The organism is Halobellus ruber (assembly GCF_014212355.1).
Taxonomy (GTDB): domain Archaea; phylum Halobacteriota; class Halobacteria; order Halobacteriales; family Haloferacaceae; genus Haloquadratum; species Haloquadratum rubrum.
In genome coordinates, this window is the sequence record NZ_JACKXD010000001.1 from 471,704 (window position 1) to 495,115 (window position 23,412).

Here is a 23,412-nt window from a genome sequence, read left to right on the forward strand (position 1 = left end):
CGCCGGCGGCAGCGAGCGACGCGTCGACGAAACCCCCGTCTCCCGGCTACGATACTCCGGCGACTACAGCAGCCCCGTCTTCTGGAGCTTCATTAGGTCCTCGGTGTCGAGGGTCTCGCCTTCCTTGAACTTCTGGTAGATCTCCTCGGCTTCCTCTTTGGCGGCCTCGCGCTCGTCCTCGCGTTCGTCCTTCCGCTCTTCCTCTTCCTGCTTGTCGAGTTCGCGGAGCCGCTTTTGAACGCGGACGAAGTCCTCGTGGTGGCGGTCGGCGGCCTCCTGGGCCTCCACGAACAGTTCGTGCATCTCGTCGGCCTCGTCGCGGATGTCGTCGGCCTCCCGGTAGGCCTCGATCATCCGGTTGTGGTGCTCCTGGGCCTTGTCGGCGAGTTCGGTCACCTTCTGGTGGTGCTTCGAGGCCTCCGAGCGGACCTCCTCGGCCTCCTCGATCAGCGCCTCGAGTTCGCCGCTGTCCTCGACTTTCTCCTTTTTCTCCCGGAGTTCGTCGCGCTTGTCCTCGATCTTCTCGATGAGCTCCCGTTCGTCCTCGGTGGAGAGGACCTCGGTCTGCTGGCGGAACTCGAGCTGCTCGATCTCCTCTTCGAGCTCCTCGATGTTCTTGCCGTCGTCGAGCTCGAGGTCCTCCTTCATCTGCTCGACCTTGTCGAAGAGCTCGTTGGCCTCCGCGTTGAGCTCGTTGCGCTTCTCCTTGTGCTCTTGGACCTGCTCGTTGAGCTCGTCGCGCTTCTCGCGGTGCTCCTGGGCCTCGTCGACCTTCTCGCGGGTCTTCGCGTTGAGGTCGTCGCGGGCCGACGCCCGCTCGGAGGCCATCTGGTTGAGATCGTTCCGTCGATCCCGGAGCTGGCCGGCGACCTTGATGAGCTGGCCTTTGGAGTCGTTTTCGAGCTTGTCCTCGGTGAGCTCGATGTTGTTCGATTCGTCTAGCGGTTCTACGTCGTGATTCTGAAGAACGTCCTGTTTCGTTACCATACGTGATCAAACCTCGATACCATCACCGCTCCGGACCGTGGCGGCCGCTTGTCCAGTACTACCAACCGTGGATAAGAGTTCCCGATCATTCTGCGTGCTGTGCCGCCGGAACGCCGGAGGCGTTCTGGTGACTAAACGTTCGACACTACGGTATATAAAATTGCCGGAACGCTGACCGGCTGTACACCCCTCACACGCCGGACAGAGGGGGTGTGAGTCGTTCCCAGGGATCGTAGACGTGCTTATAAATGTGGATGCGACTGTCACCCACACCGGCTGCGACGACGCACGCCGTTCGCCCGGAACCGTGTGGGATTTACCGCGCCGACGCCCACGCCGACCTATGCGGGAGGTCGTCCACGCACGCGGTCACGAGCACGTCTCGGCCGCGCACACGAGTACCTTCGAGGTGACGAGCGACGACTGGCTCACCCCGGCCGGCGACTGCATTCTCGCTGTCGACGCCGACCGGGTCCCGGCCGACTTCGACGACGCGTTCGTGGACGCCTGCCGGGACCCCGCGGCGGCGATTCGGGCGACGTTCACTGCGACCACCGACGACGGGACCACCGTTACTGACACGGTGACGGGCCGCGGCCACCCGGAGCTCTCCTTCGATAACGAGCGGAGCCACGTGGGCCGGACCAGCGAGTACGTGGACGATCGAACGGTGCTCGTCGGCGCCGACGCCGCCGCCGCCGACCTGGACGGGGCGCTGGTCGATGCCCTGGCGGCCGGCGCCGACCTCCGATTCGAGTTGACCGTCGAGACCGCCGACGCCGTCCCGTAGCCAGCTGCCTCCCGCTGTGCTACGGCTCGGAGGCGTGCGCGTCGGCGGCTGCCGCGTCGCCCTCGGCGTCCTGCCCCCGATCGACCGCCAGCGCCGCGACCCGCTCGCGGAGGTCGTCGATCCGACCGTTCGACCGCCCGACGTACCCCTTGAGGTCCTGGGTCGTCGTGGCTCCCTGGTCCGTGGGTTCGATCAGTCCCTCCTCTTCGAGCACTCGCAGCGAGTACCGGACCTTGTGGTCCGGGATCGAGAGCTCCTCGGCGAGCTGGACGATCCCGATCGGCTCGCCACGGATCACCAGCCGAAGGACCCGCAGGTGCCGCTCCAGCATCTCGACCTCGTTGTCGATTCGTTCGATCACGTGTGCCCGGTTTCGGAGGAGGATATTCATACTGTCGAACGGCTGCGGACCGCGCACAGCGCCGCGGAGCGTCCGGGGACCCGCCGGCCCGGACCACCGGTATCCAAGGTGACGACCGGCGGCGAACGGTACACTCAAACTTCCGACGCCGAAAGTAACGCCGATGCTTGCCCCCGGCGATCCCGCGCCCGACTTCGAGCTGTCCGACCACTGCGGCGACCCCGTGTCGCTGTCGTCGTACCGCGGCGACTACGTCGTCGTCTACTTCTACCCGCGGGCGGACACGCCCGGCTGTACGACCGAGGCGTGCGGCTTCCGCGACGCCTACGGGGCGTTCGAGGAGCGCGGCGTCGCCGTCCTCGGGATCAGCGACGACCCGGTCGAGGACCTCGCCCCGTTCGCCGCGGAGTACGACCTCCCGTTCCGGCTGCTGTCCGACGAGGACGGCAGCGTCGCGTCGGCGTACGACTCCTACGGCGAAAAGAACATGTTCGGCAACACGTTCGACGGCGTCTTCCGCAACACCTACGTCGTCGGCCCCGACGGGACGGTCGTCCTCGCGTACGAGGGCGTCTCCCCCGACGGGCACGCCGAGGCGATCCTGGATGATCTCGACGATCTCGGGGTGGACGCGGCGTAACTGCGGCGCGAGACCCCGCCGTCGGTCGGGAGGTCCTGCGACCGTTCGAGGCCGCCTCGACGGCCCGCACCCGTGCGGCCGTACTGTCGGCCCGCGAGCCGCCGGACTACTGGAACGTCCGGCTCACGCCGGCTTCGGGCGCGCGGTCGGGTTCGCCGGTGTCGAACCGCTCTTCGATCCGCTCGTACTGCTCTCTGGCCTCGTCGGTAACGCTGGGGCTGACCTCCTCGAGCGCCTGCTCGAAGTGGGCCATCGTCACGCGGACGTTCCCGACCGATTCGGCGACCTCCTCGCGGGAGACGCTGTTGATGAACTCCCGGCTTGCGGCCATCGACGCCTCGCGGCAGACCGCCTCGATGTCGGCGCCGACGTAGCCCTCGGTTCTGGCTGCGAGGTCGTCGAGGTCGACGCCGTCGGCCAGCGGCTTGTGCTGGGTGTGGACCCCGAAGATCGCCCGGCGGCTCTCCTCGTCGGGGACCGGCACGTGGACGTGACGGTCCAGCCGGCCCGGCCGGAGCAGCGCCGAGTCGATCAGGTCCGGGCGGTTGGTGGTCGCGATCACGACCACGTCCTCTAAGGTTTCGAGCCCGTCGAGTTCGGTCAGGAGTTGGGAGACGACGCGCTCGGAGACGCCCGAATCGCCCGTGTTGCTCCCGCGCTCGGTGGCGATGGAGTCGATCTCGTCGAAGAACACCACCGTCGGGGCGTTCTCGCGGGCCTTCTTGAAGATCTCGCGGACGCCCTTCTCGGACTCGCCGACGTACTTGTCCAGCAGCTCCGGCCCCTTCACGGAGATGAAGTTCGACTCCGCCTCGTTGGCGACGGCCTTCGCGAGCAGGGTCTTGCCGGTCCCCGGCGGGCCGTACATCAGGACGCCCTTCGCGGACTGCATGTCCAGCGTCTCGAAGACCTCGGGGTACTCCAGCGGCCACTGGATGGTCTCCCGGAGCCGCTCTTTGGTGTCTTCGAGGCCGCCGACGTCACCCCACGTGACGTCGGGGACCTCCACGAAGACCTCCCGGAGCGCCGAGGGTTCGATGCCCTTGATCGCCTCCTTGAAGTCCGACTCGGTGACCGACAGCGACTCCAACACCTCGGCGTCGATCTCGTCGGCTTCGAGGTCGAGTTCCGGACGGATCCGCCGGAGCGCGTTCATGGCGGCCTCCTTCGCGAGGCTCGCGATGTCGGCGCCGACGAACCCGTGGGTGTTCTCGGCGTAGGCGTCGAGGTCGACGCCGTCGGTCAAGGGCATGTTTCGGGTGTGGACCTGGAGGATCTCCTTGCGGCCGTCCCGGTCCGGGACGCCGATCTCGATCTCGCGGTCGAACCGGCCGCCGCGGCGGAGTGCGGGGTCTATGGCGTCGACGCGGTTGGTCGCGCCGATCACGACCACCTCGCCGCGCTCGTCGAGCCCGTCCATCAGCGAGAGCAGTTGCGCGACCACCCGGCGTTCCACGTCGCCGCCGGCCTCGCCGCGCTTCGGCGCGATGGAGTCGATCTCGTCGACGAAGACGATCGCCGGGGCGGCCTCCTCGGCCTCCTCGAAGATCTCCCGCAACTGTTCCTCGCTTTCGCCGTAGTACTTCGACATGATCTCCGGCCCGGAGATCGTGTGGAACGAGGCGTCGATCTCGTTTGCGACCGCCTTCGCGATCAGGGTCTTGCCGGTCCCCGGCGGGCCGTGGAGGAGGACCCCCTTCGGCGGCTCGATGCCGAGCCGCTGGAACAGCTCGGGGTGTCGCATCGGGAGTTCGATCATCTCCCGGACCCGTTCGAGCTCCCGATCCAGGCCGCCGATGTCCTCGTAGGTGACCGAGGGGGTGTCCTCGGCGGCGTCGGCGTCGGAGGCGATCTCCTCGGCGGGCGTCTGGCTGATCGTCACCTCGGTGGAGTCAGTGACGACGACGGTGCCGTCGGGCTCCGTTGCGGCGATCTTCATCGGGATCGGCTGGTTCGACGAACTTATGAAGCCGAACCCGAAGGGCACCCGGATGTTCTGGCCCTGGGTGACGGGCTGGCCGGCGAGCTTGTCGCGGAGGTGGCCGCCGATGTTCCCGCTGATCCGGAGGTTCTGCGGGAGCGCGACCGACACCGACTTTGCGGGCTTGATGTCCGCGGCCTCGACGTCGACCGTGTCGTCGATCCCGACGCCCGCCTGCTGGCGGAGCCGGCCGTCGATCCGGATCACGCCCGAGCCGGTGTCCTCGGGGTAGCCGGGCCACACCCGCGCGATGGCGGTGCCGCTTTTCCCGTCGATCCGGATGTAGTCGCCGCCCTCCAGCCCGAGTTCCTCGATCGCCTCGCGGTCGAGCGCGGCGAGCCCGCGGCCGGCGTCCTTCTGCTTGAGGGGCTTGACTGTGAGCTTCATACGCCCACCTCGATCGTTACCACGCCGTTCCGAGTCTCGACGGTCGCGTCGTCGGCGGGGAGCTCGAACTCCACCTCGGTGACCTCGTCGCCGTGGCCGGCCACGACGATCGCGGTCCGCCCGACGACGTCGACGTCGACGTCGCCCGCCGCCGCGCCGATGTCCGCCGCGAGAACCCAGCTGTCGTCGTACTCGTACCGGCGGACGATCCGTCCGTTGTTCCCGGCTTCTTGTGAGGTGTTCATTGGTACTCCTAACTCCACGTTAGTTGTACTACTATAAAAATATTTCGACAGCTAATCGCAGGACAGCGTTGGATCGGAGAACTGAACGGTCGAATTGCGATTCGAGGCCCGATCGACCGACGGCGCCGGCGTCGGGGGTTTAAGCGATCGCTCCGCCAATGTTCCGTTATGCAGCGCGTCACACACCACGGCCGGACCACGGCCTACCGGACGTTCGATTGCGGAGGCGAGGGTCCCACCGTGCTCGCGGTCCACGGCAGCGGCGGGTCCCGCCGCGTCTGGACGCCGCAGTCGCGGGTGGCGACCGACTACCCGTTCGTCGCGCTCGACCTGAGCGGCCACGGCGAGAGCGACGACGTCTCCGCGCGCCCGGGCTACGAGACGCTGTCGGCGTACGTCGACGACCTCGTCGCGGTCGCCGACGCCGTCGACGCCGACGTCCTGCTCGGGAACTCCCTGGGCGGTGCGGTCGTCCTCACGGCCCTGGTGGAGCGCGAACTCGACGCTTCGGGGGCCGTGCTGGCCGGGACCGGCCCCCGACTCCCGGTTCCGGAGGACCTCCTGGAACTGGCCGCGGCGGACTTCCCGCGGGCCGTCGAGTACCTCCACGAGCCCGATCACCTGTTCCACGACGCCGACGAGGGGACGATCGAGGTCTCGGAGGCGGCGCTCCGGGAGACCGGATCGGCGATCCTCAATCGTGACCTCCGGACCGCCCACACGGTCGACCTCAGGGGGCAGCTCTCGGAGATCGACGCGCCGACGCTCGGGGTCGTCGGCGAATACGACCGCCTCACGCCGCCGTACTTCCACGGGAGACTCCGCGATGAGCTCCCCGACTGCGAGGTGGTCGTGATCGACGACGCCGCCCACCTGACGATGCTCGAAGCCCCCGCGGCGTTCAACGACGAACTCGCCGCGTTCCTCTCGGTTGTGTGAGGCGTCGACCGGCATCGATTTGTGCCCGCCGGCAAAGGAGGAGGCGTGCAACCGGTCGAGACGTCAGACCCCGAAGGGGTCGACTACGGGTGGGTGATGCAGACCACGTTCGTGCTCACCATCGTCGTGGGTGCGCCCATTGTCGCCCTGCTGTCCCTCCGGACGCCCCTCCCGACGTGGGGTGCCCGCGTCGAGTTCGCGATCCGCGTCGGTGCGGTGGTCTGGTTCCTGATCGCGGTCGTCGTGTTCCTCTACGCCCGCCGGACCGACGCCGGCGACGGCGGCGAGGATCCGGATGCCGTCGCTGATGGGAGCGACGACGGCTCCGACGCGCCCGCCGAGGAGTGAGTCGGCGGCGACGGAGAGGCTCCGACATCGAACGGCCGGCGACATTTGAACGTGCGGTGGTGGATCAACCATCCACTGTTGGGTGGGACTGGAACGCGGGGGCTTCCGAGGTGTTCACGCCACCGTTCATTTTCTCTCGCGTTGCACGTCCATAATCGTCGGAAGGACTTTCACCCGACTCGCCGACCCTCCGGTATGATCGACGAGACGATCGCGGAGATCCGGGAGATGCAGACGCACAGTTCCTCGGTCGTCGCGGTCAAAGCGACGCGGGCGCTCTCGGAGCTTCTCGAACGCGACCACGCGACCGTCGAGGAGTTCGAGCGCGACCTCGAACGCAACGCCAGCGCGCTGAAGCGGGCGAACCCCTCCCACGCGTCGCTGTTCAACGCGATGCAGACCGTCCTCGTCAACGTCGTCGATCGGAAGGACGACGTCGACGAGTCGAAGGCGCTCCTAGAGCAGGTCATCGATCGCGTCGTCGAGGACGTCCGGCAGGGCAAATCCCGGGCGGCCGAGCGGGCCACCCCGACCTTCGGGGACGGCGAGACGTTCCTGACTCACGACTTCTCCTCGACGGTGCTCGAGGCGGTCGAGGGGGCCGTCGACGACGGCGCCGACCTCACCGCCTACGTGACCGAGGCCCGGCCCCGGTATCTGGGGCGGAAGTGCGCACGCCAACTCGCCGGGATCGACGGGGTCGAGCCCCACCTGCTGGTCGACGGCGCGGCGGGGTCGTTCCTCGCGGAGTGTGATCGCGTCGTGATCGGGATGGACTGCATCGTCGAGGACACGCTCTACAACCGCGTGGGCACGTATCCGATCGCCGCCACCGCCGCCCACCTCGACGTGCCGGTGACGGTCGTCGGGTCGGCCGCGAAGATCGTCGACGACGGGTTCGTCTTCGAGAACGAACTCCGACCGCCCGGGGAGGTCTCGCTGGAACCCATCGAGGACGTCGTCATCGAGAACCCCGCCTACGACGCGACGCCGATGGATCTCGTCGATCAAGTGATCACGGACAACGGCGTCGAGAACATCTGACTGCCCGGATTCACCGCCACTCATCCGCCGGTGCGGTTGTCCCGTTCGACCACACTGGGGTCGCGTTGAGGATCGGCCGGCGGTAAACGTCGAATCCGTGGCTTCCCACCGTCGCCTTCGTCACGTTGATATCAGGAGTCCAACGACGACAGCTAACAGTACAACGACCACGAGTAGTGGCATCGTGTACTCTCGAAGCAGTCCAAACGGCGCACGAACGGTCGCACGCAGCTTATGATACAGGCGACGAGTAGTAGACGACTGGTTCGAGGGATGAGGTCGGTCGGGTTCGTTGCTGTCAGCCGTGTCATCGGCAGCAAGCGACCCGTCCGGGTTGAGGCCGGGAGAGGACGCCTCAAACGTTGGTTCGCGTGGGTCAGAGATGTCCTCGTCAGGGTCGGCGTCTCTCCTCGATGCTGGAGACGCGGTCGTTACGCGTTCAATCTTCTTTGCGGGATCCTCTCGGTTGAACGTCGTCCCCCGTTGAGTGTTAGAGTCAGAGTCAGGCTCGTTCTCACGTGTCGCGGTCGTAGGACTCTTTGGATCACCTGGGCAGCTATGTGATTCAGGGAGGCGATGCGCAGTACAGTGCACTGCACCACAGTACGAACATTCAAACCCTTGATCGGCAGCGTCGCCGCAGACTGCACATTCATCGCTGCCCATACTGCTATCACATTGGGCTGATTACAAAAAAGACACCCTAGTCCCGTTTCAGACGTTTTTATTCTTGAGCGTAAGTCCGCTGGACTACCCGTTTCTGTCTGAGTGATCAACGTCGGGCGCAGGGAGATTACACGAAACGACGGACCGGGACACTGCCATTATACGTTTATCCACTCGCCGGTCTCGTCGGAGCGCTCGATCGCGTCGAGGATCCGCTGGACGGCGTAGGCGTCCTCGAAGTCCGGCCGGAACTCCGCCCCGCCCGCGACGGCCGAGAGGAACGCCTCGTTCTCGTGAACCACGGTGTGTTCCCACCCCAGGACGTGGTCGGGCGGCCACCACGACCCGCTTCAGGGGTCGGCGCCCGACGCCACCGTCGTCACTCGCCAACCATCGACCGACGGAAGAAGTCCGCGAACCGTCCGCGGAGCGACGACCCGTCGCCTAAGCGGAGGTAGTAGGCGTCGCCCCCGTCCTCGTAGTAGCCGGTGATCCGGCGTTCGACCTCGAACCCGAGGTGTTCGTAGAACGACAGCGCAGACTCGTTCGTCGCCCGGGCGTGACACGAGACCGAGTCGTGCTCCTGGAGCGCGGCGGCGACGAGGCGCTTTCCGTGCCCCTCGCCGCGGTACTCCGGCGCAACGCCGAGAAAGAGGATGTAGCCGTCCCGGCGGACCGACGCGAACCCGACGAGGTCGTCCTCGACGAAGAGGAGGTGGTCCCGCGCCCGGCGGTAGGCGTCGACGAAGAACGCCCGGCGCTGCTTGAGCACCCCCTCCTCGGCTCGGATCCGCTCCTTCAGGTCCCACGCTTCGGAGGCGTACTCCGCGGACCCCGGGGCGTCCACCCGTGTCTCGACGTTGACGCTCACGAACCTGTGTACGATCAGGAATAATATAATTCCACCGTCGTCGAGGGAGGGGGAGGCGGCCGCCACGAACAAATAATTACTAAGAACTGAGTAAGTTTTCGGAAAGGTTAAGATCTCCCGGGGCCAACGGTTCGAATATGAGCGTAGAAACCATCGTTCTCGTCGCTGCCGGCGAAATCGACGACGTAGCGGACCGACTCGCAGCCACGACCGCAGACATCGCTGGGCCGTCTGACGCGGAGGTCGTGCTCGCGCACGTCCTCGACGAGACGGAGTACGAGACCGCGTGCAACCGGTTGAATTTCGCCCGCGGCAGCGAGGTGACGCCGAGCGACATCGTCGAGCGGAACGCCGCAGTCCGTGACCTCGGCGACGCACTCTCGGACAACGGCATCGACGTCACGGCGTACGGCCGACTCACCAACGGCGCCTCACGGGGCCAACGGCTGGCAGAACTCGCCGAGGAGGTTGACGCGGATCTGGTCGTCCTCGGCGGCCGGGGCCGCTCGCCCGCGGGCAAGGCGCTCTTCGGGTCGACCGCCCAGGAGGTTATGCTCGAATCCTCCTGCCCGGTAACGTTCGTCCGGGCCGCATAAACCGGCGTCGACCGACCCGCGTCGCTCCCGGCGTGATTCTTCGCTGTCATTACCGACGGCCACCACCCGCCTGTAGTAGCGTTTGCAACTGGTTGCACATCCGATCGCACGCCGTCCGTGCGATCGAGTGAGCGAAGACTTGCAAACGCTGCTATATGTCCCCTCAGACGACCGCAACGAGGAGCACCACGACCAGGATCGAGCCCGTCAGAAGCACCTGCACCGCCGTCGACGCCAGCACGCCGACCGTGGCGTACAGTGCGACCCGGAGCCCCGCCTCGGCGTCGGCGTGTTGTGCGAACTCGACGACGAAGACGGTCGCAGCCAGCCCCACGACGAACCCGATCGGGCCGGCGACCAGGAGCAAGACCAGCCCGACGAGGACTGCGACGGCGGTCGTCGCGAGCGACGCCCCCCCGGCACGGGCGGCGATCGCGCCCCCGGCGTAGTCGACGAGCGTCGCCAGCAGCCCGACGACCACGAGCGCCGCGACGAGAAGGATCGACGGCTCGGCGTACCCGGTCGCCCACCAGTAGACGAGGACACCGCCGACGGAGAGCAACCCGCCGGGCACCAGCGGGAGGACCGACCCAATCACCCCGCCGGCGACCAGCGCGAGGCTGACCCAGACGAACAGTTCCATAGTTGAGCGAAGGCGGCCGTGCGGATGAAGCCGCCGGACGACGGAGAGAGCGAACAGCCGGCATTCCGGCCCCCGCATCGACGTGCCGGACACCCGCGAGACGATGCGAGGCGGTGGCTACGTCACGGGCGCAGTGGTCGCGGACTCTGGTATAAACCTTCGTGCGCCCCCCGCGGGTCCGCACGCCGGTGCGATCACCCCTCGAACCGGTCGCGCTCCCGACTCACCACGTCGAGCCCGTCGCCGTAGTGGTCCGTGAGTGCGGCGTACGCCGACCCGAGCGCCCGCAGACAGGTCCGCTCGGAGGCGTAGCCGAGTTCCGCGGCGACCTCGCCGACGGGACGCCCCTGGAGCACCTTCCGGATCAGGAGGCGTTCCGCACGCGGCTCCAAGGCGTCCCCGACCGACGGGCCGTCGCCGTCGTCTTCGGCCGGAGCTCCCGTCAGCGCCGCGAGCGCGAGCCGCCGGAACGGCGCCGGAGCGGTGGCGTACTGGCCGGGGCCGGCGGCGACACCGACGACGATCCGCCACTCCCGGTCGCTGAGGTCGGGCGCGTCGCCAGGAGGGCACGCTGACAGCACCCCCCGGACTACGTCGGGGTCGGCGTCGCGGAGCTGGTCGGACAGTTGGTCGGGTATCCGCTCGCGGACCCACCGGGCGTGCCGCCGGGCGAGCGCCTCCCCCGCCGGCGACAGCGGGTCAACCATCAGCGCGGAGTACTCGCCGCTCGCGTCGTTTCTGGTGGTCGAGACGTGGACCGTCCGGTAGCCGTTCGCCGCCCAGAAATCGAGCAGCTCCGGCGTCGCGCCGTACCCGACCCCGAGGTAGTCGACCTCGCCGTCGAACTCCGCCCGGATCCGGGCGAGCAGCGCCGACCCCAACCCCCGTGACCGGGCAGCGTGGTGGGTCGCGATCCGAACGACGCGGTAGCCAACCGGAACGCCGGCGGCCTCGTCGCGGAGCTGGCTCGTGAACACGTCGGGGAGCATGTTCCCACGAACCCGCTCGCCCTCGTACATGGCCGCCCGCGTCTCCGCGTCGAGCCCGCCCTCGCGGGCGAGCAGCGCGACGCTCACCACGTGACCGTCGTGTTCGAGCGTCCGGACCCGGAGGTTGGGCGCGTCGAGCAGTCGCGCCAGGTCGTCCGGCTCGGTGCGGTAGTGGGCCAGCACCAGCAACCCGAACACCTCCCGGAGGCGGTGCTCGTCCGCCGCGAGGTCGGCTGCAGTGGGTGCACAGTAGGCTACTGACGACGGCGACGCGTCGGCGACGAGCGGGTCGACCGCGGGCCGGGCGTCCAAAAGCAGCGCGCGGAACGCCCACGACTCCACCGGGTCGTCCGGGGCGTACCGGATCGGCTCCGACAGCGACACCTCGGTCAGGTCGTGGTGGGCGTCGGCCAGCCGCTCGGCGAACCGGACCGAAAACCCCCGCCCGGCTCCCTCGTAGCCGTGGACCGTCGTGAAGAAGCCGACCGCGTCGGCGTCGAGGAACGCCGAGAGCCGCCGAACCGGCAGCGCCGCAGCCTCGTCGACGAGCACCGCGTCCGGATCCCCCGGGAGGTCTGCGGCCGCCCCCGGCTCCCGAAACCGGATCCGGCCGCCGGCGTCGGTCGTGATCGTCCCCTCCTCGCACCGGTCGAGCCCTCCGAGCCCCGACAGCAGTTCGTCGGCACGGTCGAACACCTCGGCTGCGCTCCGGCGTTCCGGCGCAGTGACCAGGACATCGCACCCCGCGGCCGCGAGCGACCCCGCGGCCAACCCTGCGGCGCTGGATTTTCCCCGTCCTCGGTCTGCCTCGACGACGACCGCGGCCGGACCGGACCTACCGACCGACAACGCCTCCAGCGCGTGGAGCGTCCGCGACTGGTCACCCGTCAGACACGCCTCGTACGCGGCGGCGGGGAACCGCCGCACGGTCGCGGCCGGCGTCGTCGGCGACGAGCGGGTCGGCGGGGAGTCGTCGGCCGCACCACGGCGTTCGATTTCGCCCGCGTCGACGTCGACGACGGCGATGCCGGGATGGCTCCGGATCGTCTCGATCACGCGCGTCCGGAACCGGTCGCCGACCGCGTCGACGCCGAAGGGCGGCACCGCGAGCGACTCGGCGAACGAGCCCGCCGGCCACGAGTCGAGCGGGGGCGTCAACACCACGAACAGCCCGCCGCCGTCGACGACGCCCACCAGCCGGCCGAGCACGTTCGGCGAGAACCCCTCGTGGGCGTCGCAGACGACGACCGTTCGGGTCGACCCGAGCAACCGGTCGGATTGCTCAGGCGGCACCCGCTCGAACCGGAACCCCTCCCGAGCCGTGACGACCGTGACCTCCTCGTTCGGGACGTCGGCGCCCTCGACGGCGTCGAACGCGGCGTCGATGCCGGCGTCGCGGCCGCCGGCGAGCACCAGCATCCGTCGGTGGTCGGCCCGCTCGGCCGCCGCCCGGAGTTCCGCGGCCACTGCGGCGACGTTCATATCGGTCAGTCGGCCGCCCGGAGTAAGGGGGTTGTGTTCGGCCCGGGGCCGTGGGCCGCCGGCCTGAACTGGGAAGCCCTCGGGTCCCGCTCCCGGTGTTTGCGGCGGCCGCCCCCGTGTGTCGATGTCCCACGGTAGACCGCCATTGAAAGCGCTTTTATGCAATCCCGAGCAACTCTTCTCTACAGCCTGCCCGGGGTTGATGATGCTCCCCGCCGTCAGGGACGCGGTGCGGTTCCGGCGGGGCGGTCGAGCCCGCGAGCAGGAGAGGAGATCCACCAATGTCAGTCTACGTAGAATTCGACGTTCCGGCCGACCTCGCTGAGGACGCCCTCGAGGCGCTCGAGGTCGCCAGAGACACAGGTACAGTAAAGAAGGGAACCAACGAGACGACCAAGGCCGTCGAGCGCGGCACCGCCGAACTCCTCCTGATCGCGGAGGACGTCTCCCCCGAGGAGATCGTGATGCACCTGCCAGAACTCGCAGACGAGAAGGGCATCCCGTACGTCTTCATCGAGACCCAAGACGAGGTCGGCCGCGCCGCGGGCCTCGAAGTCGGCTCGGCGGCCGCCGCCATCGTCGACGCCGGCGACGCCGAGGCCGACGTCGAGGACATCGCCGGCAAGGTCGAGGAACTCCGGTAAGCCACGATGAGCGCAGAAGAGACCGCCAGCGACTCCACGTCCGCCGAGGTCATCGAGGTCGTTGGCAAGACGGGGATGCACGGCGAAGCGATGCAGGTCAAATGTCGCATCCGCGAGGGCTCGGATCAGGGCCGGATCATCACCCGGAACGTCCTGGGGCCGGTCCGGCAGGGCGACGTCCTCCAGTTGCGGGAGACCCAGCGCGACGCCGACTCCATCGGAGGCAGATAGTATGGTCGAAACACGAACCTGCGATTTCACCGGCGAGGAGATCGAACCCGGCACGGGGACGATGCTCGTGAAGAACGACGGAACGATCCTCCACTTCAAGGACTCGAAGGCCGAGAAGAACTACCGGCTGGGGCGTGAGCCCCGCGATCTGGAGTGGACACAGTCCGGCGGCGCCGACGAGGATAGCGAATGAGTTCCGATAGACGTTCCGGCTCGCTTCGCTCGCGGGCTGCGACTATCGACGCCACGCTCACCGGGTGGTTCGCGTGAGCCACCACGACGAACGAACCTTCGTGATGGTCAAACCCGACGGCGTCCAGCGCGGCCTTATCGGCGAGATCGTCTCCCGGTTCGAGGAGCGCGGCCTGAAACTCGTCGGCGGGAAGTTCATCCGGATCGATCAGGATCTCGCCCACGACCACTACGGCGAACACGCCGAGAAGCCGTTCTTCGAGGACCTCGTCGAGTTCATCACCTCCGGACCCGTCTTCGCGATGGTCTGGGAGGGCGCCGATGCGACCCGGCAGGTCCGATCGATGGTCGGCGAGACCGACCCCGCGGAATCGGATCCCGGCACGATCCGCGGGGACTTCGGGCTGGATCTCGGCCGCAACGTCGTTCACGCCTCCGACCACGAGGACGAGGGCGCAAACGAACGCGAGATCGACCTCTTCTTCGACGACGACGAGCTGCTCGACTACGAGCGGATCGACGCGGCCTGGCTCTACGAGGAGTAAGTTCCCGCGGATCCCGCCCGACGGGAGTCACCGAACTCCTCTTTGCCCCCCGCCCGCTACCGTCGGGTATGTTCGAGTGGATGGCGCGGGTCTGGGGCGCGGCGGCGGTCGTGTTCGGCCTCGCCGGCGCGGCCGTTCCGCGGCGCGTGATCGACGTCGCCGAACGGCTCGTGCTCGTCGGCTACGAGAACCCCGAGGAGTTGGAACCCAGCGAGTGGTACGTCGCCGCCGTGCGGGCGAAGTTCGGGCTGGTCGCGGTCACGGGTGCGGTGGTATTGGCGCTGGAGTACGCTGATTTCGGAGATGGTGACGCGAACGGACCGGAGAACCCGGAGGCGACCGACGCCTAACGGCAGCGTTACGCTTCAGGCACCCGCACGTCGAGTTCGCCGGCGTCGAGTTCGGTCTCGACCTCGCGGGCGGCCCGGACTAAGTTCTCGGTCTTCCGGTAGGCAACCTCGCGGGGCAACAGCTTCACGCCGCAGTCCGGGGAGACGGTGAGCTTCTCCGGCGGGACGACCTTCAGCCCCTGGCGGATGTTGCGCTTGATCTCCTCGACGGTCTCGACCTCCGCGTCGTGGACGTCGACGACGCCGAGTCCGAGGTCCGGCTCGAACGCCGGATCCCGGAAGACCTCGATCTGCTCGTAGCCGTCGTTGCACAACTCCACGTCGAACTCGTCGATCGGGAAGTCGTTGATCTCGGGGTAGATCCGGGAGTAATCGCCGTAGCAGACGTGGAGCCCGATCCGGACCTCGTCGGCGATCCCGTCGACGATGCGTTCCAGCGATTCCCCGACGATCGCGTGATCGTCCGGCGTCGTCGCGAGGGCGGGCTCGTCGATCTGGATGTACCGGGCGCCCGCATCCACCAGCTTGCCGATCTCCTGGTTCACCAGATCCGCGAGGTCGTACGCCAGCGACTCCTCGTCGTCGTACGCCTCGTTGAACGACCACCGGGCCAGGGTGTACGGCCCCGTAATCGGTACTTTCACCGGCTTGGTGGCGACGCCCTGTGTGAACTCGAACTCCTCGACCAGCCACGGCTCGTCGTAGGCGACCTCCGAGACCACGGAGGGCTTGTCGAAGTAGTTGTGGCCCCACACCTTCACGGGCCCGTTGAACTCGTAGCCCGGAATCCGGTGGGCGAAGTACTCCACCATCTCCTCGCGGCGCATCTCGCCGTCGACGACCGTGTCCAGCCCCGCCCGCTCGTGTTCCTCGGTGATCAGTCGGGCGGCGTCGTCGTGGGCTTCCTGGAGGTCGTCGTCGTCGAACCTGGCGTCGTCGTCCGCCGCGAGCTCCGTCGCGCGGTTGAGCCACGTGGGCTTGGGGTAGCTCCCGACCACGGTGGTCAGAAGGAAGTGATCGGCGTCGTGGTCGTCGGGCCGGAACTGCGCGCGGTTGTCGGCCTCGCGAGCCATTATGCGTGCACCTCCCGTTCGAGGTCGGCCGCGGCTCCCACCCCGTCGAGTTTCGCCCGGTGTTTGTTCACGGGCAGGTAGAACGGCTCGGTGTTGGTGCTCAGGTAGACCCGCTCGAAGTCGGTCGCCGGGACCTGCTCGGTGAACCACGCCGCGCGCTCCCGGAGGGTCTCGGGCGATTCGACCAGGGTGTTCTGGCCGTCGGCCACGCCGAGCGCGACGTCGTCGGTGATCCCGTATTCGACGGCGTTGTAGACCGTCCCCTCCCTGTCGGCGGCGACGACGTCCAGCCCCACGGCGTCGATGTCGGCGTCCAGCAGGTGGGCGTAGGTCTTCTCGTCGAGCGCGCCGAAGTAGGTGTAGACGACCACGTCGGCGTCGGTCGCGCCCGCGACGGTGTCGATCGCCTCGGGGACGACCCCCGCGAGGTCGTCGTCGGGCGGGGCCGCCACGAGGGAGGGATCCAGCAGGAACAGCGTCTCGTGGGCCGGGAACGATTCGACCTCGCCGGCGAGAAACGACGCCACCGCGTCGAGGAACTCCCGCTCGTCGCCGTAGAACTCGTCGGTCGCGAGGTCCGCAAGCGAGTATGGCCCCGGGAGGACCGCCTGCAGCGGGGCCTCGTCGTCAAGCAGGTCGGCGGCGGCCGCGAGGTCGGCCGGCACGTCGCCGGAGGACGTCAGCTCCCCGGTGACGCGGGGATCGCGGTAGAAGTTGTTGTTGTCGTAGTACCGCACGATCCCGCCGGTCTCGACGTTGTCGTGGACCGCAAGCGGGTGTGCGAGCATGTCGTCCCACCGGAGGCTCCCCTCGACGACGCGGTCGAGGCCGGCGTCGAGCTGTTCGTCGACGACCGTCGACCGGGCGTCGTCGTAGACGTCTACGACCGCCTCGGACTCGTCGCCGGAGATCAGGTCGCCCTTCTGGTGGCCTTTCAGATCCGCCAACTCGGACTTCGCGGGATCCGGCAGCGGGAACAAGCTGGGTGTCGTCGCGACGAATTCCGTCATCGTGAACCAGTAGGAAATGCCGTCGCTTAATATTTACTAAACCGTAGTATGCTTGTAAGTTATTTTACGGGGCGTTCGACGGGCGCAACGCAACGACTGAGAGGGTCTCGAACGGGTACGACTCCTCGACGACCGCCCCGTCGTCGATGTCGAATCCCCGGTCGGTCGCGTAGTCGAGTACCGCGTCGTACCCCGCAAGCGAACTCACGAGCAGGAGCACGATCCCGTCGGGCCGAAGCACGCGTGGGACCGACTCCAAGAACGGCTCGATCAGTTCGCGGCCGGACTCCCCGCCGGACAGCGCCCGCTCCATCCAGTCGTCCCACTCGTTTTCGGGATCCGTCGGCAAGTACGGCGGATTGAACGCCACAGTGTCGAAGGCGTCGTGGGTGAAGGCGGCGACCAGGTCGGCCCGGACGACCGCAAACGCCGGTCCCCCGTCGGCTCCCGTCCGGTCCTGTGCCGCCCGACAGGCGTGCGGACTGCGGTCGCTGGCGACCACCTCGGTCACGCCGTCGGTCGCGGCGGCCCGTTCGGCGACCCACCCCGAACCGGTCCCCACCTCCAGCAGCCGGCCGTGGCCGCGCTTCTCGATCGCCGACGCGAGCAGTCCGGAGTCCTCCGCCGGTTCGTAGACCTTCCGCGACATCCCCCGCCGGGCGGCGAGGTCGTCCCGCGATCCGTCGGTCACGACTCCCGTGCCTCGGTGGCGTCGCCGTCCGCACCGGCGAGCACGAACCCCTCGGCCTCCTCGCGACCCATCAGTTCGCGCTGCGGGAACGGGATCTTGATCCCCTCGGCCTCGAAGGCGCTCTTGACCGCGCCGAGCACCGCGGTCCGCGACCGCCACCGACGGCGTGCGCTGGGGTTGTCGATCCAGTATCTGACGCCCAGGATCACTGCGGAGTCGTCGAACCGCTTGAGGACGACCTGCGGGGTCGGCACTGTCATCGGCTCGTCCAGCGCCTTCACCGCGTCCCGTGCCACCTCGGCGGCCCGTTCGGCGTCGGTGTCGTAGTCGACGCCGACCTCCACCTCGATCCGGAGCCGCCCCTTCCGGCTGCGGTTGATCAGGCTCCGTGAGGAGACCACGTCGTTGGGGATCATCACGTACTCGCCGTCGAACGTCTGGATCCGGGTGTTGACGATCGTGATGTCTGTCACGATCCCCTCGTTGTCCCCGACCTCGATCCAGTCGCCGATCTCGAAGGGCCGGGAGAACATCAGCACGAACCCCGCGAGCAGGGCGCCGAGGGTCTGTCTGGCCGCCATCCCGACCACGATCCCCAGGAAGCCTGCCCCGACCAGGATCCCGCCGATGTTGACCTGCCACAGCGTGAGGATCAGTAGGAAGGAGATCACGTACAGCGAGACCTGCCCGACGCGGAACGCGATCTCGCGTTCGTGCTCCCCCAGCGACCCCCGCGCCCGGGCGACCTCCTCGACCAACTGTCTGATCAGCCCGGTCATCGTGTACGCGCCGATCAGAAACAGGATCGAGATCCCGAACCGCACCAGCGTCTCGGGCCCGAGGTTGGCTGTAAACACGCCCAGAAGCTGGCTCGAGAGCCCCCACACAGCCACGATCACCAGACCGCCGACTGCGGCGACGAACATCGTCCCGAGCGTTACGAGGAGGTGCCAGCCGGTCTGGGGGAGTCGGTCGGGGTCGATTGCGTGGAGCCGGTCGGTGCGGCTCAGGATCGCCGTGACCGCGACCGCGATGCCGAAGGTGACGACCGCCCGACCGGTGGTCGAGGGGATCACCTGCGACAGCGACGACAGCGCGGTCTCGACCCGGGCGAGGACGCCCTGGAGCACCACTGTGGAGAACACCCGTGTCACCTCACCGGCCGTGGTCGGCCGCGATGGTGGTCAACGCCGCGAACTCCGACGGCGCCAGCGACCCGGGCCGGGCGCGTAGCAAGTCCTCGTCCTCGGCGGCGACCGCGTCGACGACGGCCTCGGGGTCCGAGAGCCCCGAGATGTGCGCCGTGTTCCGGATCCCGTTCCTGACGGTCTTCCGGCGCTGGGTGAAAAGCGCCTTCACGAAGTCGAAGAAGAACCCCTCGTCTCCGACCTCGTAGTCGGGGTCGCGGGGCCTCACGCGGACGACCGCGCTCTCGACCTCCGGCTGGGGGTCGAACGCCGACGGCGGGATCACCTCTACGATCTCGACGTCGGCGTAGTGGCCGGCGGTGACCGACAGCCGACCGTAGTCGTCGGTGTCGGGGTCGGCCGCCATTCGCTCGGCGAACTCCCGCTGGAACGTCAGGACGAGCGGTCGCGACCGGGGGAGCAGTCGGAACGCGATCGGCGAGGAGACCCCGTACGGCAGGTTCGAGACGCACGCCGAGAACTCCGGGAGGTCGACCTCGACCGCGTCGCCCTCGACCACGTGGAGGCGGCCCGCCTCGACCTCGTCGCTGAACTCCTCGCGGAGGAACGCCGCGAGCGAGGGGTCGCGTTCGATCGCGGTCACCCGCTCTCCGGTCCGGAGGAGGCGGTCTGTGAGTCCGCCGGTGCCGCCGCCGATCTCCAGGATGTGGGCGGTGTCGGTCCCGGGCGGCAGATACCCCGGAATCCGGTCTATGATGCGGTCGTCGACCAGGAAATGCTGGTCGCGGTCGGGGTCCCCCCGGACCCCTGCCCGCCGACGGAGGGCGTCGGGATCGCGGGACCCGGCCGCCGAGTCGGGCGTCGAATCGGTCATCGACGGCGGTTGTAGCCGCGCCCGTGTAAACATCTCGACTCGTCGACGCGGGCGGTACGCACGGATCACGGGCCGATACCGCCTTTCTCACCCCTGTCTCTGCCGCCGGCGCCGCTCACCCGTTCCGGCCCACGAAGGTCTTGTACTTCAGGTCGTCGTCGCGGAGTTCCTCCAGGATCCGCTCGACGAGGACCTCCTTCGGGTTGTGAAGCCCCGAGACGCGCTCCTCGACCTCCTCGAAGCTCTCGAAGGGGCCGCGCTTCCGCTGGTCTAAGACGTTGTTCCGGAGCTTCTTCCCGATGCCGGGCAGCAGGTTCAGCTGGTGGAGTCGGAGCGTGATCGGCTGGGCGTCGTTGTAGAAGTCCACGAACCGCTTCTCGTCGGCGTCGACGATCGCCTCGACCGCGTACTCGAGTTCCCCTACGGCGGTGTTCGAGAGGTCGTCGTAGGTCACCTGTTTGAACCCGTCGACGGCAACGCGCTTCCCGGTCGGGCCGATCACGACGCGGTCGCCGATCGAGACGTCGGCGTCGTCGGCCAGCGTGAGCTCGAACAGCCGGAAGTCCCGCTCGCCCAAGGCGTACGCCAGCGGCGACTTCCGGTGTCGGGGCCGATCGTCGTCGGCGCGGCCGTGCGGGAGGTGATCCAGGACGACCGCCCGACGCAGGTCTTCGGAGTCGTCGCCGTCGACGTCTCCGCTCTCGGTCGTAGTCATACCACGACCTACGACCAGGCTCTATTTAAACAGTTGGCCGCGGTGGCCGACCGGTCCCCCGCGAGGAGTCACACGTACTTCGCGACGACGTTCAGGACCTCGTCGAGTTCGTCGCCGTCTAAGGCGTACCGCTCCTGGGCGTAGACCGCGCGGAGTTCGTCCCTGCTCTGCGGCAGGAGGTCGGCGATCTTGATCGCGGTCGGCGCGTCGACCTTCTCCAGTTCGAGGAGTTTCTCGACCAGTTCCCGGGACTCCTCGGGGTCGAGGTGGGCAAAGCGGTTGACGTGCTCGATCGCGCGGGCCAGCTCGTACCGGAGTTCGCGGTCCTCGTCGGCTGCGCGCTCGGCCTCGACGTCCTCCAGGAACGCTTTGACCTCCGAGACGGTCAGATACTCCTCGCTTTCCTTCTGCTTGAAGATGGTCATCGGGGGCGGGGGTTACTCCTGGGCGCGGAGGTGAGCGGGGTTGGCGATGATCGTCTTCTCCTTGCCGCCGTCGACGATCTGCACCGTGAACGCCCGGCCCTGTTTGCCGGTGACCTCGCCGGTCTGCCCGTTGAACCGGGGGTGGAACCGACCCTCCCGCACGCTCGGGTCGATCGCCAGGTGGACCTTCTGTCCCTCGTCGAACTCCGCGATCGACCGCTGCGGCGGCGAGGTGCCACGGTCGCGTGGATCGTTCGAGAGCTTCTTCCGCGTTCCCTTGAGTGGACCGTTGGAGCTAGGCATAGTCGTTATCCGGCTTACACCTGACGCGGTTATAAAACGCACGCTCCGGGATCGCCGCCGTGGTCGGACTCGACAAAATTGAAACCCCGGGGTCGTGTATCGCACCGTATGGCAGGCACGCACGCTTCCGGCGGGCAGGTTCCCGACGAGGCCGACGCCGTGATCGGCGACGGCGGCTCGCAACACGAGGACTCCAGTTCGCGGCTCGAACGCTTCGGGCTCGGCGTCTCCGCCAGCATCCTCCTCGGTGCCGTCGTCGGCGTCGCGGCGACGTGGTCGCTCAGCGCCGGCGCAACCCCCCTGCTCGTCGCCCTGGGGCTCGGGTTCCTGCTCTCGCCGGTCGTCGGACTGGTCATCCTGTGGTGGCGCGGGTAACCACCGGCTCCCCTTCCGAAAGGGCGACCTCAACCGGCCGTCGCCGCCGTCAGATCCGGCCGACGTTCTCGACCGCGACGCTCTCGACGCCCTCGACGTCGGTGAACGCCTCTTCGACCGCCTCGGTCCCGCCGGCGTCGTCGGGGACGATCACCGTCGGCAGGAGCGCAACCAGGCCGAACGCGACGTCGTCGCGCTCGAACCCGTTGATCTTCGCACCCTCGGGCAGCGACTGTTCGAGCCGCTCTTGGAGTTCGTCGAGGTCGATCTCGGTCCCGCTCGGCATCACCTTGATCTTGGCGGCTACCTTCCCCATCGTTACGGTCCCGTGAACCCGCAATCGGGGCACTCATACAGGTTGCTCTGCTTCCGGCAGTTCGCACAACGGGAGATCTCGTGACCGCAGTCCGGGCAGTCGAAGGTCGCCGCGCTGATGCCGGAGATGTTGATGCCACAGGACACACACTGTCTGGTGCGTCGCTGTTCGGACTGACTCATACCGTATCGGATCCGGGCGCGAGGTTTAACGGTTGTCTTTCCGATCCCTCCTCACCCCAGCGCCACCGGCCCGATCAACACGCCCATAAGATGCACCCGCCGGGCGCCGACCCGCGGCGGCACCAGCCCGACGACCGCGGCGATGCAGAACACCGCCCCCCCGAGGATGCCGGCGAACCCCACGGACAGGGCGAACAGGAGGCCGAACACCCCGGCCACGAGCGGGCGGCGCGGGAGCCGACGAACCACGGAGAGATACCGGTCGCCGACCGTGACCAGGAGACAGATCCCCAGCCCGGCGGCGAACACGACCACGAGGAGCATCCCGGCGAGGCCGATGCCCGGTGCCGACGCGGCGCCCGGCCCGCTCCCGCCGCCGAGTTCGGCGACGGCGACGGTCACGCCGCTCCGGGGCGCGCCGAGCACCGCGAGCGACGCGACCGCGAACACCGCAGTCGCGGTGTCGGCGCCGCTCGTTGCCACGACGTACGCCCGGTCGGACCCCTCCCCGGCGGGTCCGCTCCCGCCCGCGCCCCCGAGCGCGAGCACCGCGGCCACCCCCGCGGAGACGCCGGGAAGGTACCCTACGAGCGTCCCGCCGGCGACGCCCGAGAGCGCGGCCCGCGCCACCCCGAGCGGCGAAAGCCCGAGGCCGGTCCCGTCCTGCGGCGGGATCGCCCCGCGGGCGTCGAGCGCGTCCAGCAGGATCGGCGCGCCGAACAGCCCGCCGAAGATCGGCGCGAGCATCGACGCCGCCCCCTCGGGGCTCAGCGGTCCGGACGCGGGGAGATCGAGCGCGAGGAGCCCCAACCCAGTCGCAACCGCGAGACAGACCGCGCCGCCGACCTTCCCCCGGCGGGTCGGCTCCGCGAGGATCAGCAGGCCGGCGATCGCCGCCAGCAGCACGGGCAGCGCAGCCAACAGCCACTCGCGCCCGGCGGCGACCAAGCGTGACAGCGGGAGCGCAACCGCCACCGACCCGGCCAGCGCGATTCCGCTTCCGAGCGCGGAGAGCCGGATCGCCTCCCGACCCCGCCCGGCGAGGACGAGCCGATGCCCCGGAAGCGCACCCGGCGCGGTCGCGGCCTCGGGGACCCCGAGCACCAGTCCCGGGACGATCGAGAGGAACGTATGCACCACCCCGGCGGCGAGGATCGCCGCGGCGACCGCCGCTGCCGGCCCGTCGAGCCCCGGGGCGATCCCGACGAGGATGAACGCGACGCTGTTGACGTGCAGTCCCGGCACCAGCCCCGTTACTGTGCCGAGACCGACGCCGAGACACGCGTAGCCGACGACCGCGAGCGGCGACGCCATCGCGACGGAGTGGTCCCGGTTCGGTATTTGAACGTTCGCACCCCGAACGGTACCC

The 23,412-nt window shown here is 68.4% G+C and carries 30 protein-coding genes and 2 pseudogenes; 12 read left to right on the top strand and 20 right to left on the bottom strand.

Translation table 11 applies throughout. The annotated features are described in order from the left end of the window. Positions 1-63: 63 nt before the first annotated feature. Positions 64-987, bottom strand: coding sequence for a coiled-coil protein (locus H5V44_RS02410; protein WP_185191536.1), 924 nt, complete (start codon positions 985-987; stop codon positions 64-66). A 343-nt stretch (positions 988-1,330) separates the two neighbouring features. Here H5V44_RS02410 and H5V44_RS02415 point away from each other — a divergent pair, with 343 nt between their 5' ends. Beyond that, entirely contained in the window at positions 1,331-1,777 is a 447-nt protein-coding gene (locus H5V44_RS02415; protein ID WP_185191537.1) for a DUF371 domain-containing protein, read from the top strand. Between the two features lie 19 nt (positions 1,778-1,796). Here H5V44_RS02415 and H5V44_RS02420 read toward each other — a convergent pair whose 3' ends face one another. Continuing rightward, the gene (locus H5V44_RS02420) at positions 1,797-2,138 is read right to left on the bottom strand and encodes a winged helix-turn-helix transcriptional regulator (protein ID WP_185192006.1); all 342 of its coding nucleotides are present in this window, start codon (positions 2,136-2,138) and stop codon (positions 1,797-1,799) included. A gap of 163 nt (positions 2,139-2,301) precedes the next feature. On the opposite strand from H5V44_RS02420, the gene bcp reads away from it, so the two are divergent. Then, on the top strand, positions 2,302-2,778 hold the full coding sequence (gene bcp, locus H5V44_RS02425) for a thioredoxin-dependent thiol peroxidase (protein ID WP_185191538.1): 477 nt from the start codon (positions 2,302-2,304) through the stop codon (positions 2,776-2,778). 106 nt (positions 2,779-2,884) lie between these two features. Here bcp and H5V44_RS02430 read toward each other — a convergent pair whose 3' ends face one another. Both H5V44_RS02430 and H5V44_RS02435 read right to left on the bottom strand, forming a co-directional pair. Then, complete coding sequence (locus H5V44_RS02430) at positions 2,885-5,146, bottom strand: CDC48 family AAA ATPase (protein WP_185191539.1); 2,262 nt, start codon at positions 5,144-5,146, stop codon at positions 2,885-2,887. Next, positions 5,143-5,391, bottom strand: coding sequence for a DUF7127 family protein (locus H5V44_RS02435; RefSeq protein WP_185191540.1), 249 nt, complete (start codon positions 5,389-5,391; stop codon positions 5,143-5,145). The genes H5V44_RS02430 and H5V44_RS02435 overlap by 4 nt, the downstream gene beginning before the upstream one ends. Before the next feature lie 168 nt (positions 5,392-5,559). Between H5V44_RS02435 and H5V44_RS02440 the strand changes: the two genes are divergently transcribed. The 3 genes from H5V44_RS02440 to H5V44_RS02450 all read left to right on the top strand — a co-directional run bounded on the left by H5V44_RS02440 (position 5,560) and on the right by H5V44_RS02450 (position 7,722). After that, positions 5,560-6,330 (top strand): alpha/beta fold hydrolase, encoded by a 771-nt coding sequence (locus H5V44_RS02440; protein ID WP_185191541.1) that lies wholly within the window; start codon positions 5,560-5,562, stop codon positions 6,328-6,330. A gap of 45 nt (positions 6,331-6,375) precedes the next feature. Beyond that, complete coding sequence (locus H5V44_RS02445; RefSeq protein ID WP_185191542.1) at positions 6,376-6,678, top strand: DUF5822 domain-containing protein; 303 nt, start codon at positions 6,376-6,378, stop codon at positions 6,676-6,678. A gap of 195 nt (positions 6,679-6,873) precedes the next feature. Next, positions 6,874-7,722 (top strand): translation initiation factor eIF-2B, encoded by an 849-nt coding sequence (locus tag H5V44_RS02450; RefSeq protein WP_185191543.1) that lies wholly within the window; start codon positions 6,874-6,876, stop codon positions 7,720-7,722. Positions 7,723-7,842: 120 nt separating this feature from the next. Here the strand turns inward: H5V44_RS02450 and H5V44_RS18050 are convergent, their stop codons facing one another. The 3 genes and pseudogenes from H5V44_RS18050 to H5V44_RS02465 all read right to left on the bottom strand — a co-directional run bounded on the left by H5V44_RS18050 (position 7,843) and on the right by H5V44_RS02465 (position 9,259). Next, positions 7,843-8,388, bottom strand: coding sequence for an AN1-type zinc finger domain-containing protein (locus tag H5V44_RS18050; protein WP_185191544.1), 546 nt, complete (start codon positions 8,386-8,388; stop codon positions 7,843-7,845). A 158-nt stretch (positions 8,389-8,546) separates the two neighbouring features. Beyond that, positions 8,547-8,729 (bottom strand): annotated as a pseudogene (locus H5V44_RS02460) (Gfo/Idh/MocA family oxidoreductase); the annotation flags it as partial. A gap of 38 nt (positions 8,730-8,767) precedes the next feature. Then, complete coding sequence (locus H5V44_RS02465) at positions 8,768-9,259, bottom strand: GNAT family N-acetyltransferase (protein WP_185191545.1); 492 nt, start codon at positions 9,257-9,259, stop codon at positions 8,768-8,770. Between the two features lie 137 nt (positions 9,260-9,396). Here H5V44_RS02465 and H5V44_RS02470 point away from each other — a divergent pair, with 137 nt between their 5' ends. Further along, complete coding sequence (locus H5V44_RS02470; protein ID WP_185191546.1) at positions 9,397-9,855, top strand: universal stress protein; 459 nt, start codon at positions 9,397-9,399, stop codon at positions 9,853-9,855. A 163-nt stretch (positions 9,856-10,018) separates the two neighbouring features. On the opposite strand, the gene H5V44_RS02475 is transcribed toward H5V44_RS02470, so the two are convergent. Beyond that, entirely contained in the window at positions 10,019-10,498 is a 480-nt protein-coding gene (locus H5V44_RS02475) for a DUF456 domain-containing protein (RefSeq protein WP_185191547.1), read from the bottom strand. 194 nt (positions 10,499-10,692) lie between these two features. Then, on the bottom strand, positions 10,693-12,969 hold the full coding sequence (gene tmcA / locus H5V44_RS02480) for a tRNA(Met) cytidine acetyltransferase TmcA (protein WP_185191548.1): 2,277 nt from the start codon (positions 12,967-12,969) through the stop codon (positions 10,693-10,695). Positions 12,970-13,250: 281 nt separating this feature from the next. On the opposite strand from tmcA, the gene rpl7ae reads away from it, so the two are divergent. The 5 genes and pseudogenes from rpl7ae (at position 13,251) to H5V44_RS02505 (ending at position 14,931) form a co-directional block, all read left to right on the top strand. Further along, a complete protein-coding gene (rpl7ae, locus tag H5V44_RS02485; RefSeq protein WP_185191549.1) occupies positions 13,251-13,613 on the top strand; it encodes a 50S ribosomal protein L7Ae in 363 nt (120 codons plus the stop codon). Between the two features lie 6 nt (positions 13,614-13,619). Then, entirely contained in the window at positions 13,620-13,844 is a 225-nt protein-coding gene (locus H5V44_RS02490; protein WP_185191550.1) for a 30S ribosomal protein S28e, read from the top strand. A gap of 1 nt (position 13,845) precedes the next feature. Then, positions 13,846-14,019: pseudogene (locus tag H5V44_RS02495) on the top strand (50S ribosomal protein L24e); the annotation flags it as partial. A gap of 91 nt (positions 14,020-14,110) precedes the next feature. Then, positions 14,111-14,581: a nucleoside-diphosphate kinase gene (ndk, locus tag H5V44_RS02500; protein ID WP_185191552.1), complete on the top strand. Its 471-nt coding sequence runs from the start codon at positions 14,111-14,113 to the stop codon at positions 14,579-14,581. Positions 14,582-14,649: 68 nt separating this feature from the next. Then, positions 14,650-14,931, top strand: a complete 282-nt coding sequence (locus H5V44_RS02505) for a hypothetical protein (RefSeq protein ID WP_185191553.1) — start codon at positions 14,650-14,652, stop codon at positions 14,929-14,931. Positions 14,932-14,939: 8 nt separating this feature from the next. Here H5V44_RS02505 and H5V44_RS02510 read toward each other — a convergent pair whose 3' ends face one another. The 8 genes from H5V44_RS02510 to H5V44_RS02545 form a co-directional block, all read right to left on the bottom strand. After that, complete coding sequence (locus H5V44_RS02510; protein WP_185191554.1) at positions 14,940-16,004, bottom strand: methionine synthase; 1,065 nt, start codon at positions 16,002-16,004, stop codon at positions 14,940-14,942. Beyond that, positions 16,004-17,014 carry a 5-methyltetrahydropteroyltriglutamate--homocysteine methyltransferase gene (locus H5V44_RS02515; RefSeq protein WP_185191555.1) on the bottom strand — a complete coding sequence of 337 codons (1,011 nt, stop codon included), beginning with the start codon at positions 17,012-17,014 and terminating at the stop codon, positions 16,004-16,006. The genes H5V44_RS02510 and H5V44_RS02515 overlap by 1 nt, the downstream gene beginning before the upstream one ends. A gap of 64 nt (positions 17,015-17,078) precedes the next feature. Then, positions 17,079-17,705, bottom strand: coding sequence for a HemK2/MTQ2 family protein methyltransferase (locus tag H5V44_RS02520; protein WP_185191556.1), 627 nt, complete (start codon positions 17,703-17,705; stop codon positions 17,079-17,081). Next, positions 17,702-18,850, bottom strand: coding sequence for a mechanosensitive ion channel family protein (locus tag H5V44_RS02525; RefSeq protein ID WP_343067669.1), 1,149 nt, complete (start codon positions 18,848-18,850; stop codon positions 17,702-17,704). Before H5V44_RS02525 ends, H5V44_RS02520 begins: the two co-directional genes overlap by 4 nt. Before the next feature lie 10 nt (positions 18,851-18,860). Further along, on the bottom strand, positions 18,861-19,727 hold the full coding sequence (locus tag H5V44_RS02530) for a 16S ribosomal RNA methyltransferase A (RefSeq protein WP_185191557.1): 867 nt from the start codon (positions 19,725-19,727) through the stop codon (positions 18,861-18,863). A 115-nt stretch (positions 19,728-19,842) separates the two neighbouring features. Then, entirely contained in the window at positions 19,843-20,442 is a 600-nt protein-coding gene (locus H5V44_RS02535; RefSeq protein WP_185191558.1) for a DUF655 domain-containing protein, read from the bottom strand. A 68-nt stretch (positions 20,443-20,510) separates the two neighbouring features. Beyond that, on the bottom strand, positions 20,511-20,867 hold the full coding sequence (locus H5V44_RS02540; protein WP_185191559.1) for an RNA polymerase Rpb4 family protein: 357 nt from the start codon (positions 20,865-20,867) through the stop codon (positions 20,511-20,513). Between the two features lie 12 nt (positions 20,868-20,879). Then, positions 20,880-21,170, bottom strand: a complete 291-nt coding sequence (locus H5V44_RS02545; protein WP_185191560.1) for a 50S ribosomal protein L21e — start codon at positions 21,168-21,170, stop codon at positions 20,880-20,882. 108 nt (positions 21,171-21,278) lie between these two features. Here H5V44_RS02545 and H5V44_RS02550 point away from each other — a divergent pair, with 108 nt between their 5' ends. Continuing rightward, positions 21,279-21,545: a hypothetical protein gene (locus H5V44_RS02550; RefSeq protein WP_185191561.1), complete on the top strand. Its 267-nt coding sequence runs from the start codon at positions 21,279-21,281 to the stop codon at positions 21,543-21,545. Between the two features lie 49 nt (positions 21,546-21,594). Here the strand turns inward: H5V44_RS02550 and H5V44_RS02555 are convergent, their stop codons facing one another. Genes H5V44_RS02555 through H5V44_RS02565 form a run of 3 tightly spaced genes read right to left on the bottom strand, consistent with a single transcriptional unit; the run spans position 21,595 to position 23,357 of the window. Beyond that, positions 21,595-21,861, bottom strand: a complete 267-nt coding sequence (locus tag H5V44_RS02555) for an elongation factor 1-beta (protein ID WP_185191562.1) — start codon at positions 21,859-21,861, stop codon at positions 21,595-21,597. 2 nt (positions 21,862-21,863) lie between these two features. Beyond that, entirely contained in the window at positions 21,864-22,043 is a 180-nt protein-coding gene (locus H5V44_RS02560) for an HVO_2753 family zinc finger protein (RefSeq protein WP_185191563.1), read from the bottom strand. Between the two features lie 51 nt (positions 22,044-22,094). Further along, complete coding sequence (locus tag H5V44_RS02565; protein ID WP_185191564.1) at positions 22,095-23,357, bottom strand: tripartite tricarboxylate transporter permease; 1,263 nt, start codon at positions 23,355-23,357, stop codon at positions 22,095-22,097. Positions 23,358-23,412: the final 55 nt, after the last annotated feature.

Bases quoted from the DNA above. Each gene is read 5' to 3' on its own strand.
- H5V44_RS02410 (WP_185191536.1), bottom strand. From the start codon at position 987: ATGGTAACGAAACAGGACGTTCTTCAGAATCACGACGTAGAACCGCTA.
- H5V44_RS02415 (WP_185191537.1), top strand. From the start codon at position 1,331: ATGCGGGAGGTCGTCCACGCACGCGGTCACGAGCACGTCTCGGCCGCG.
- bcp (WP_185191538.1), top strand. From the start codon at position 2,302: ATGCTTGCCCCCGGCGATCCCGCGCCCGACTTCGAGCTGTCCGACCAC.
- H5V44_RS02430 (WP_185191539.1), bottom strand. From the start codon at position 5,146: ATGAAGCTCACAGTCAAGCCCCTCAAGCAGAAGGACGCCGGCCGCGGG.
- H5V44_RS02435 (WP_185191540.1), bottom strand. From the start codon at position 5,391: ATGAACACCTCACAAGAAGCCGGGAACAACGGACGGATCGTCCGCCGG.
- H5V44_RS02440 (WP_185191541.1), top strand. From the start codon at position 5,560: ATGCAGCGCGTCACACACCACGGCCGGACCACGGCCTACCGGACGTTC.
- H5V44_RS02450 (WP_185191543.1), top strand. From the start codon at position 6,874: ATGATCGACGAGACGATCGCGGAGATCCGGGAGATGCAGACGCACAGT.
- H5V44_RS18050 (WP_185191544.1), bottom strand. From the start codon at position 8,388: ATGGGCAGCGATGAATGTGCAGTCTGCGGCGACGCTGCCGATCAAGGG.
- H5V44_RS02470 (WP_185191546.1), top strand. From the start codon at position 9,397: ATGAGCGTAGAAACCATCGTTCTCGTCGCTGCCGGCGAAATCGACGAC.
- H5V44_RS02475 (WP_185191547.1), bottom strand. From the start codon at position 10,498: ATGGAACTGTTCGTCTGGGTCAGCCTCGCGCTGGTCGCCGGCGGGGTG.
- tmcA (WP_185191548.1), bottom strand. From the start codon at position 12,969: ATGAACGTCGCCGCAGTGGCCGCGGAACTCCGGGCGGCGGCCGAGCGG.
- rpl7ae (WP_185191549.1), top strand. From the start codon at position 13,251: ATGTCAGTCTACGTAGAATTCGACGTTCCGGCCGACCTCGCTGAGGAC.
- H5V44_RS02490 (WP_185191550.1), top strand. From the start codon at position 13,620: ATGAGCGCAGAAGAGACCGCCAGCGACTCCACGTCCGCCGAGGTCATC.
- H5V44_RS02505 (WP_185191553.1), top strand. From the start codon at position 14,650: ATGTTCGAGTGGATGGCGCGGGTCTGGGGCGCGGCGGCGGTCGTGTTC.
- H5V44_RS02510 (WP_185191554.1), bottom strand. From the start codon at position 16,004: ATGGCTCGCGAGGCCGACAACCGCGCGCAGTTCCGGCCCGACGACCAC.
- H5V44_RS02515 (WP_185191555.1), bottom strand. From the start codon at position 17,014: ATGACGGAATTCGTCGCGACGACACCCAGCTTGTTCCCGCTGCCGGAT.
- H5V44_RS02530 (WP_185191557.1), bottom strand. From the start codon at position 19,727: ATGACCGATTCGACGCCCGACTCGGCGGCCGGGTCCCGCGATCCCGAC.
- H5V44_RS02535 (WP_185191558.1), bottom strand. From the start codon at position 20,442: ATGACTACGACCGAGAGCGGAGACGTCGACGGCGACGACTCCGAAGAC.
- H5V44_RS02540 (WP_185191559.1), bottom strand. From the start codon at position 20,867: ATGACCATCTTCAAGCAGAAGGAAAGCGAGGAGTATCTGACCGTCTCG.
- H5V44_RS02545 (WP_185191560.1), bottom strand. From the start codon at position 21,170: ATGCCTAGCTCCAACGGTCCACTCAAGGGAACGCGGAAGAAGCTCTCG.
- H5V44_RS02550 (WP_185191561.1), top strand. From the start codon at position 21,279: ATGGCAGGCACGCACGCTTCCGGCGGGCAGGTTCCCGACGAGGCCGAC.
- H5V44_RS02555 (WP_185191562.1), bottom strand. From the start codon at position 21,861: ATGGGGAAGGTAGCCGCCAAGATCAAGGTGATGCCGAGCGGGACCGAG.
- H5V44_RS02560 (WP_185191563.1), bottom strand. From the start codon at position 22,043: ATGAGTCAGTCCGAACAGCGACGCACCAGACAGTGTGTGTCCTGTGGC.
- H5V44_RS02565 (WP_185191564.1), bottom strand. From the start codon at position 23,357: ATGGCGTCGCCGCTCGCGGTCGTCGGCTACGCGTGTCTCGGCGTCGGT.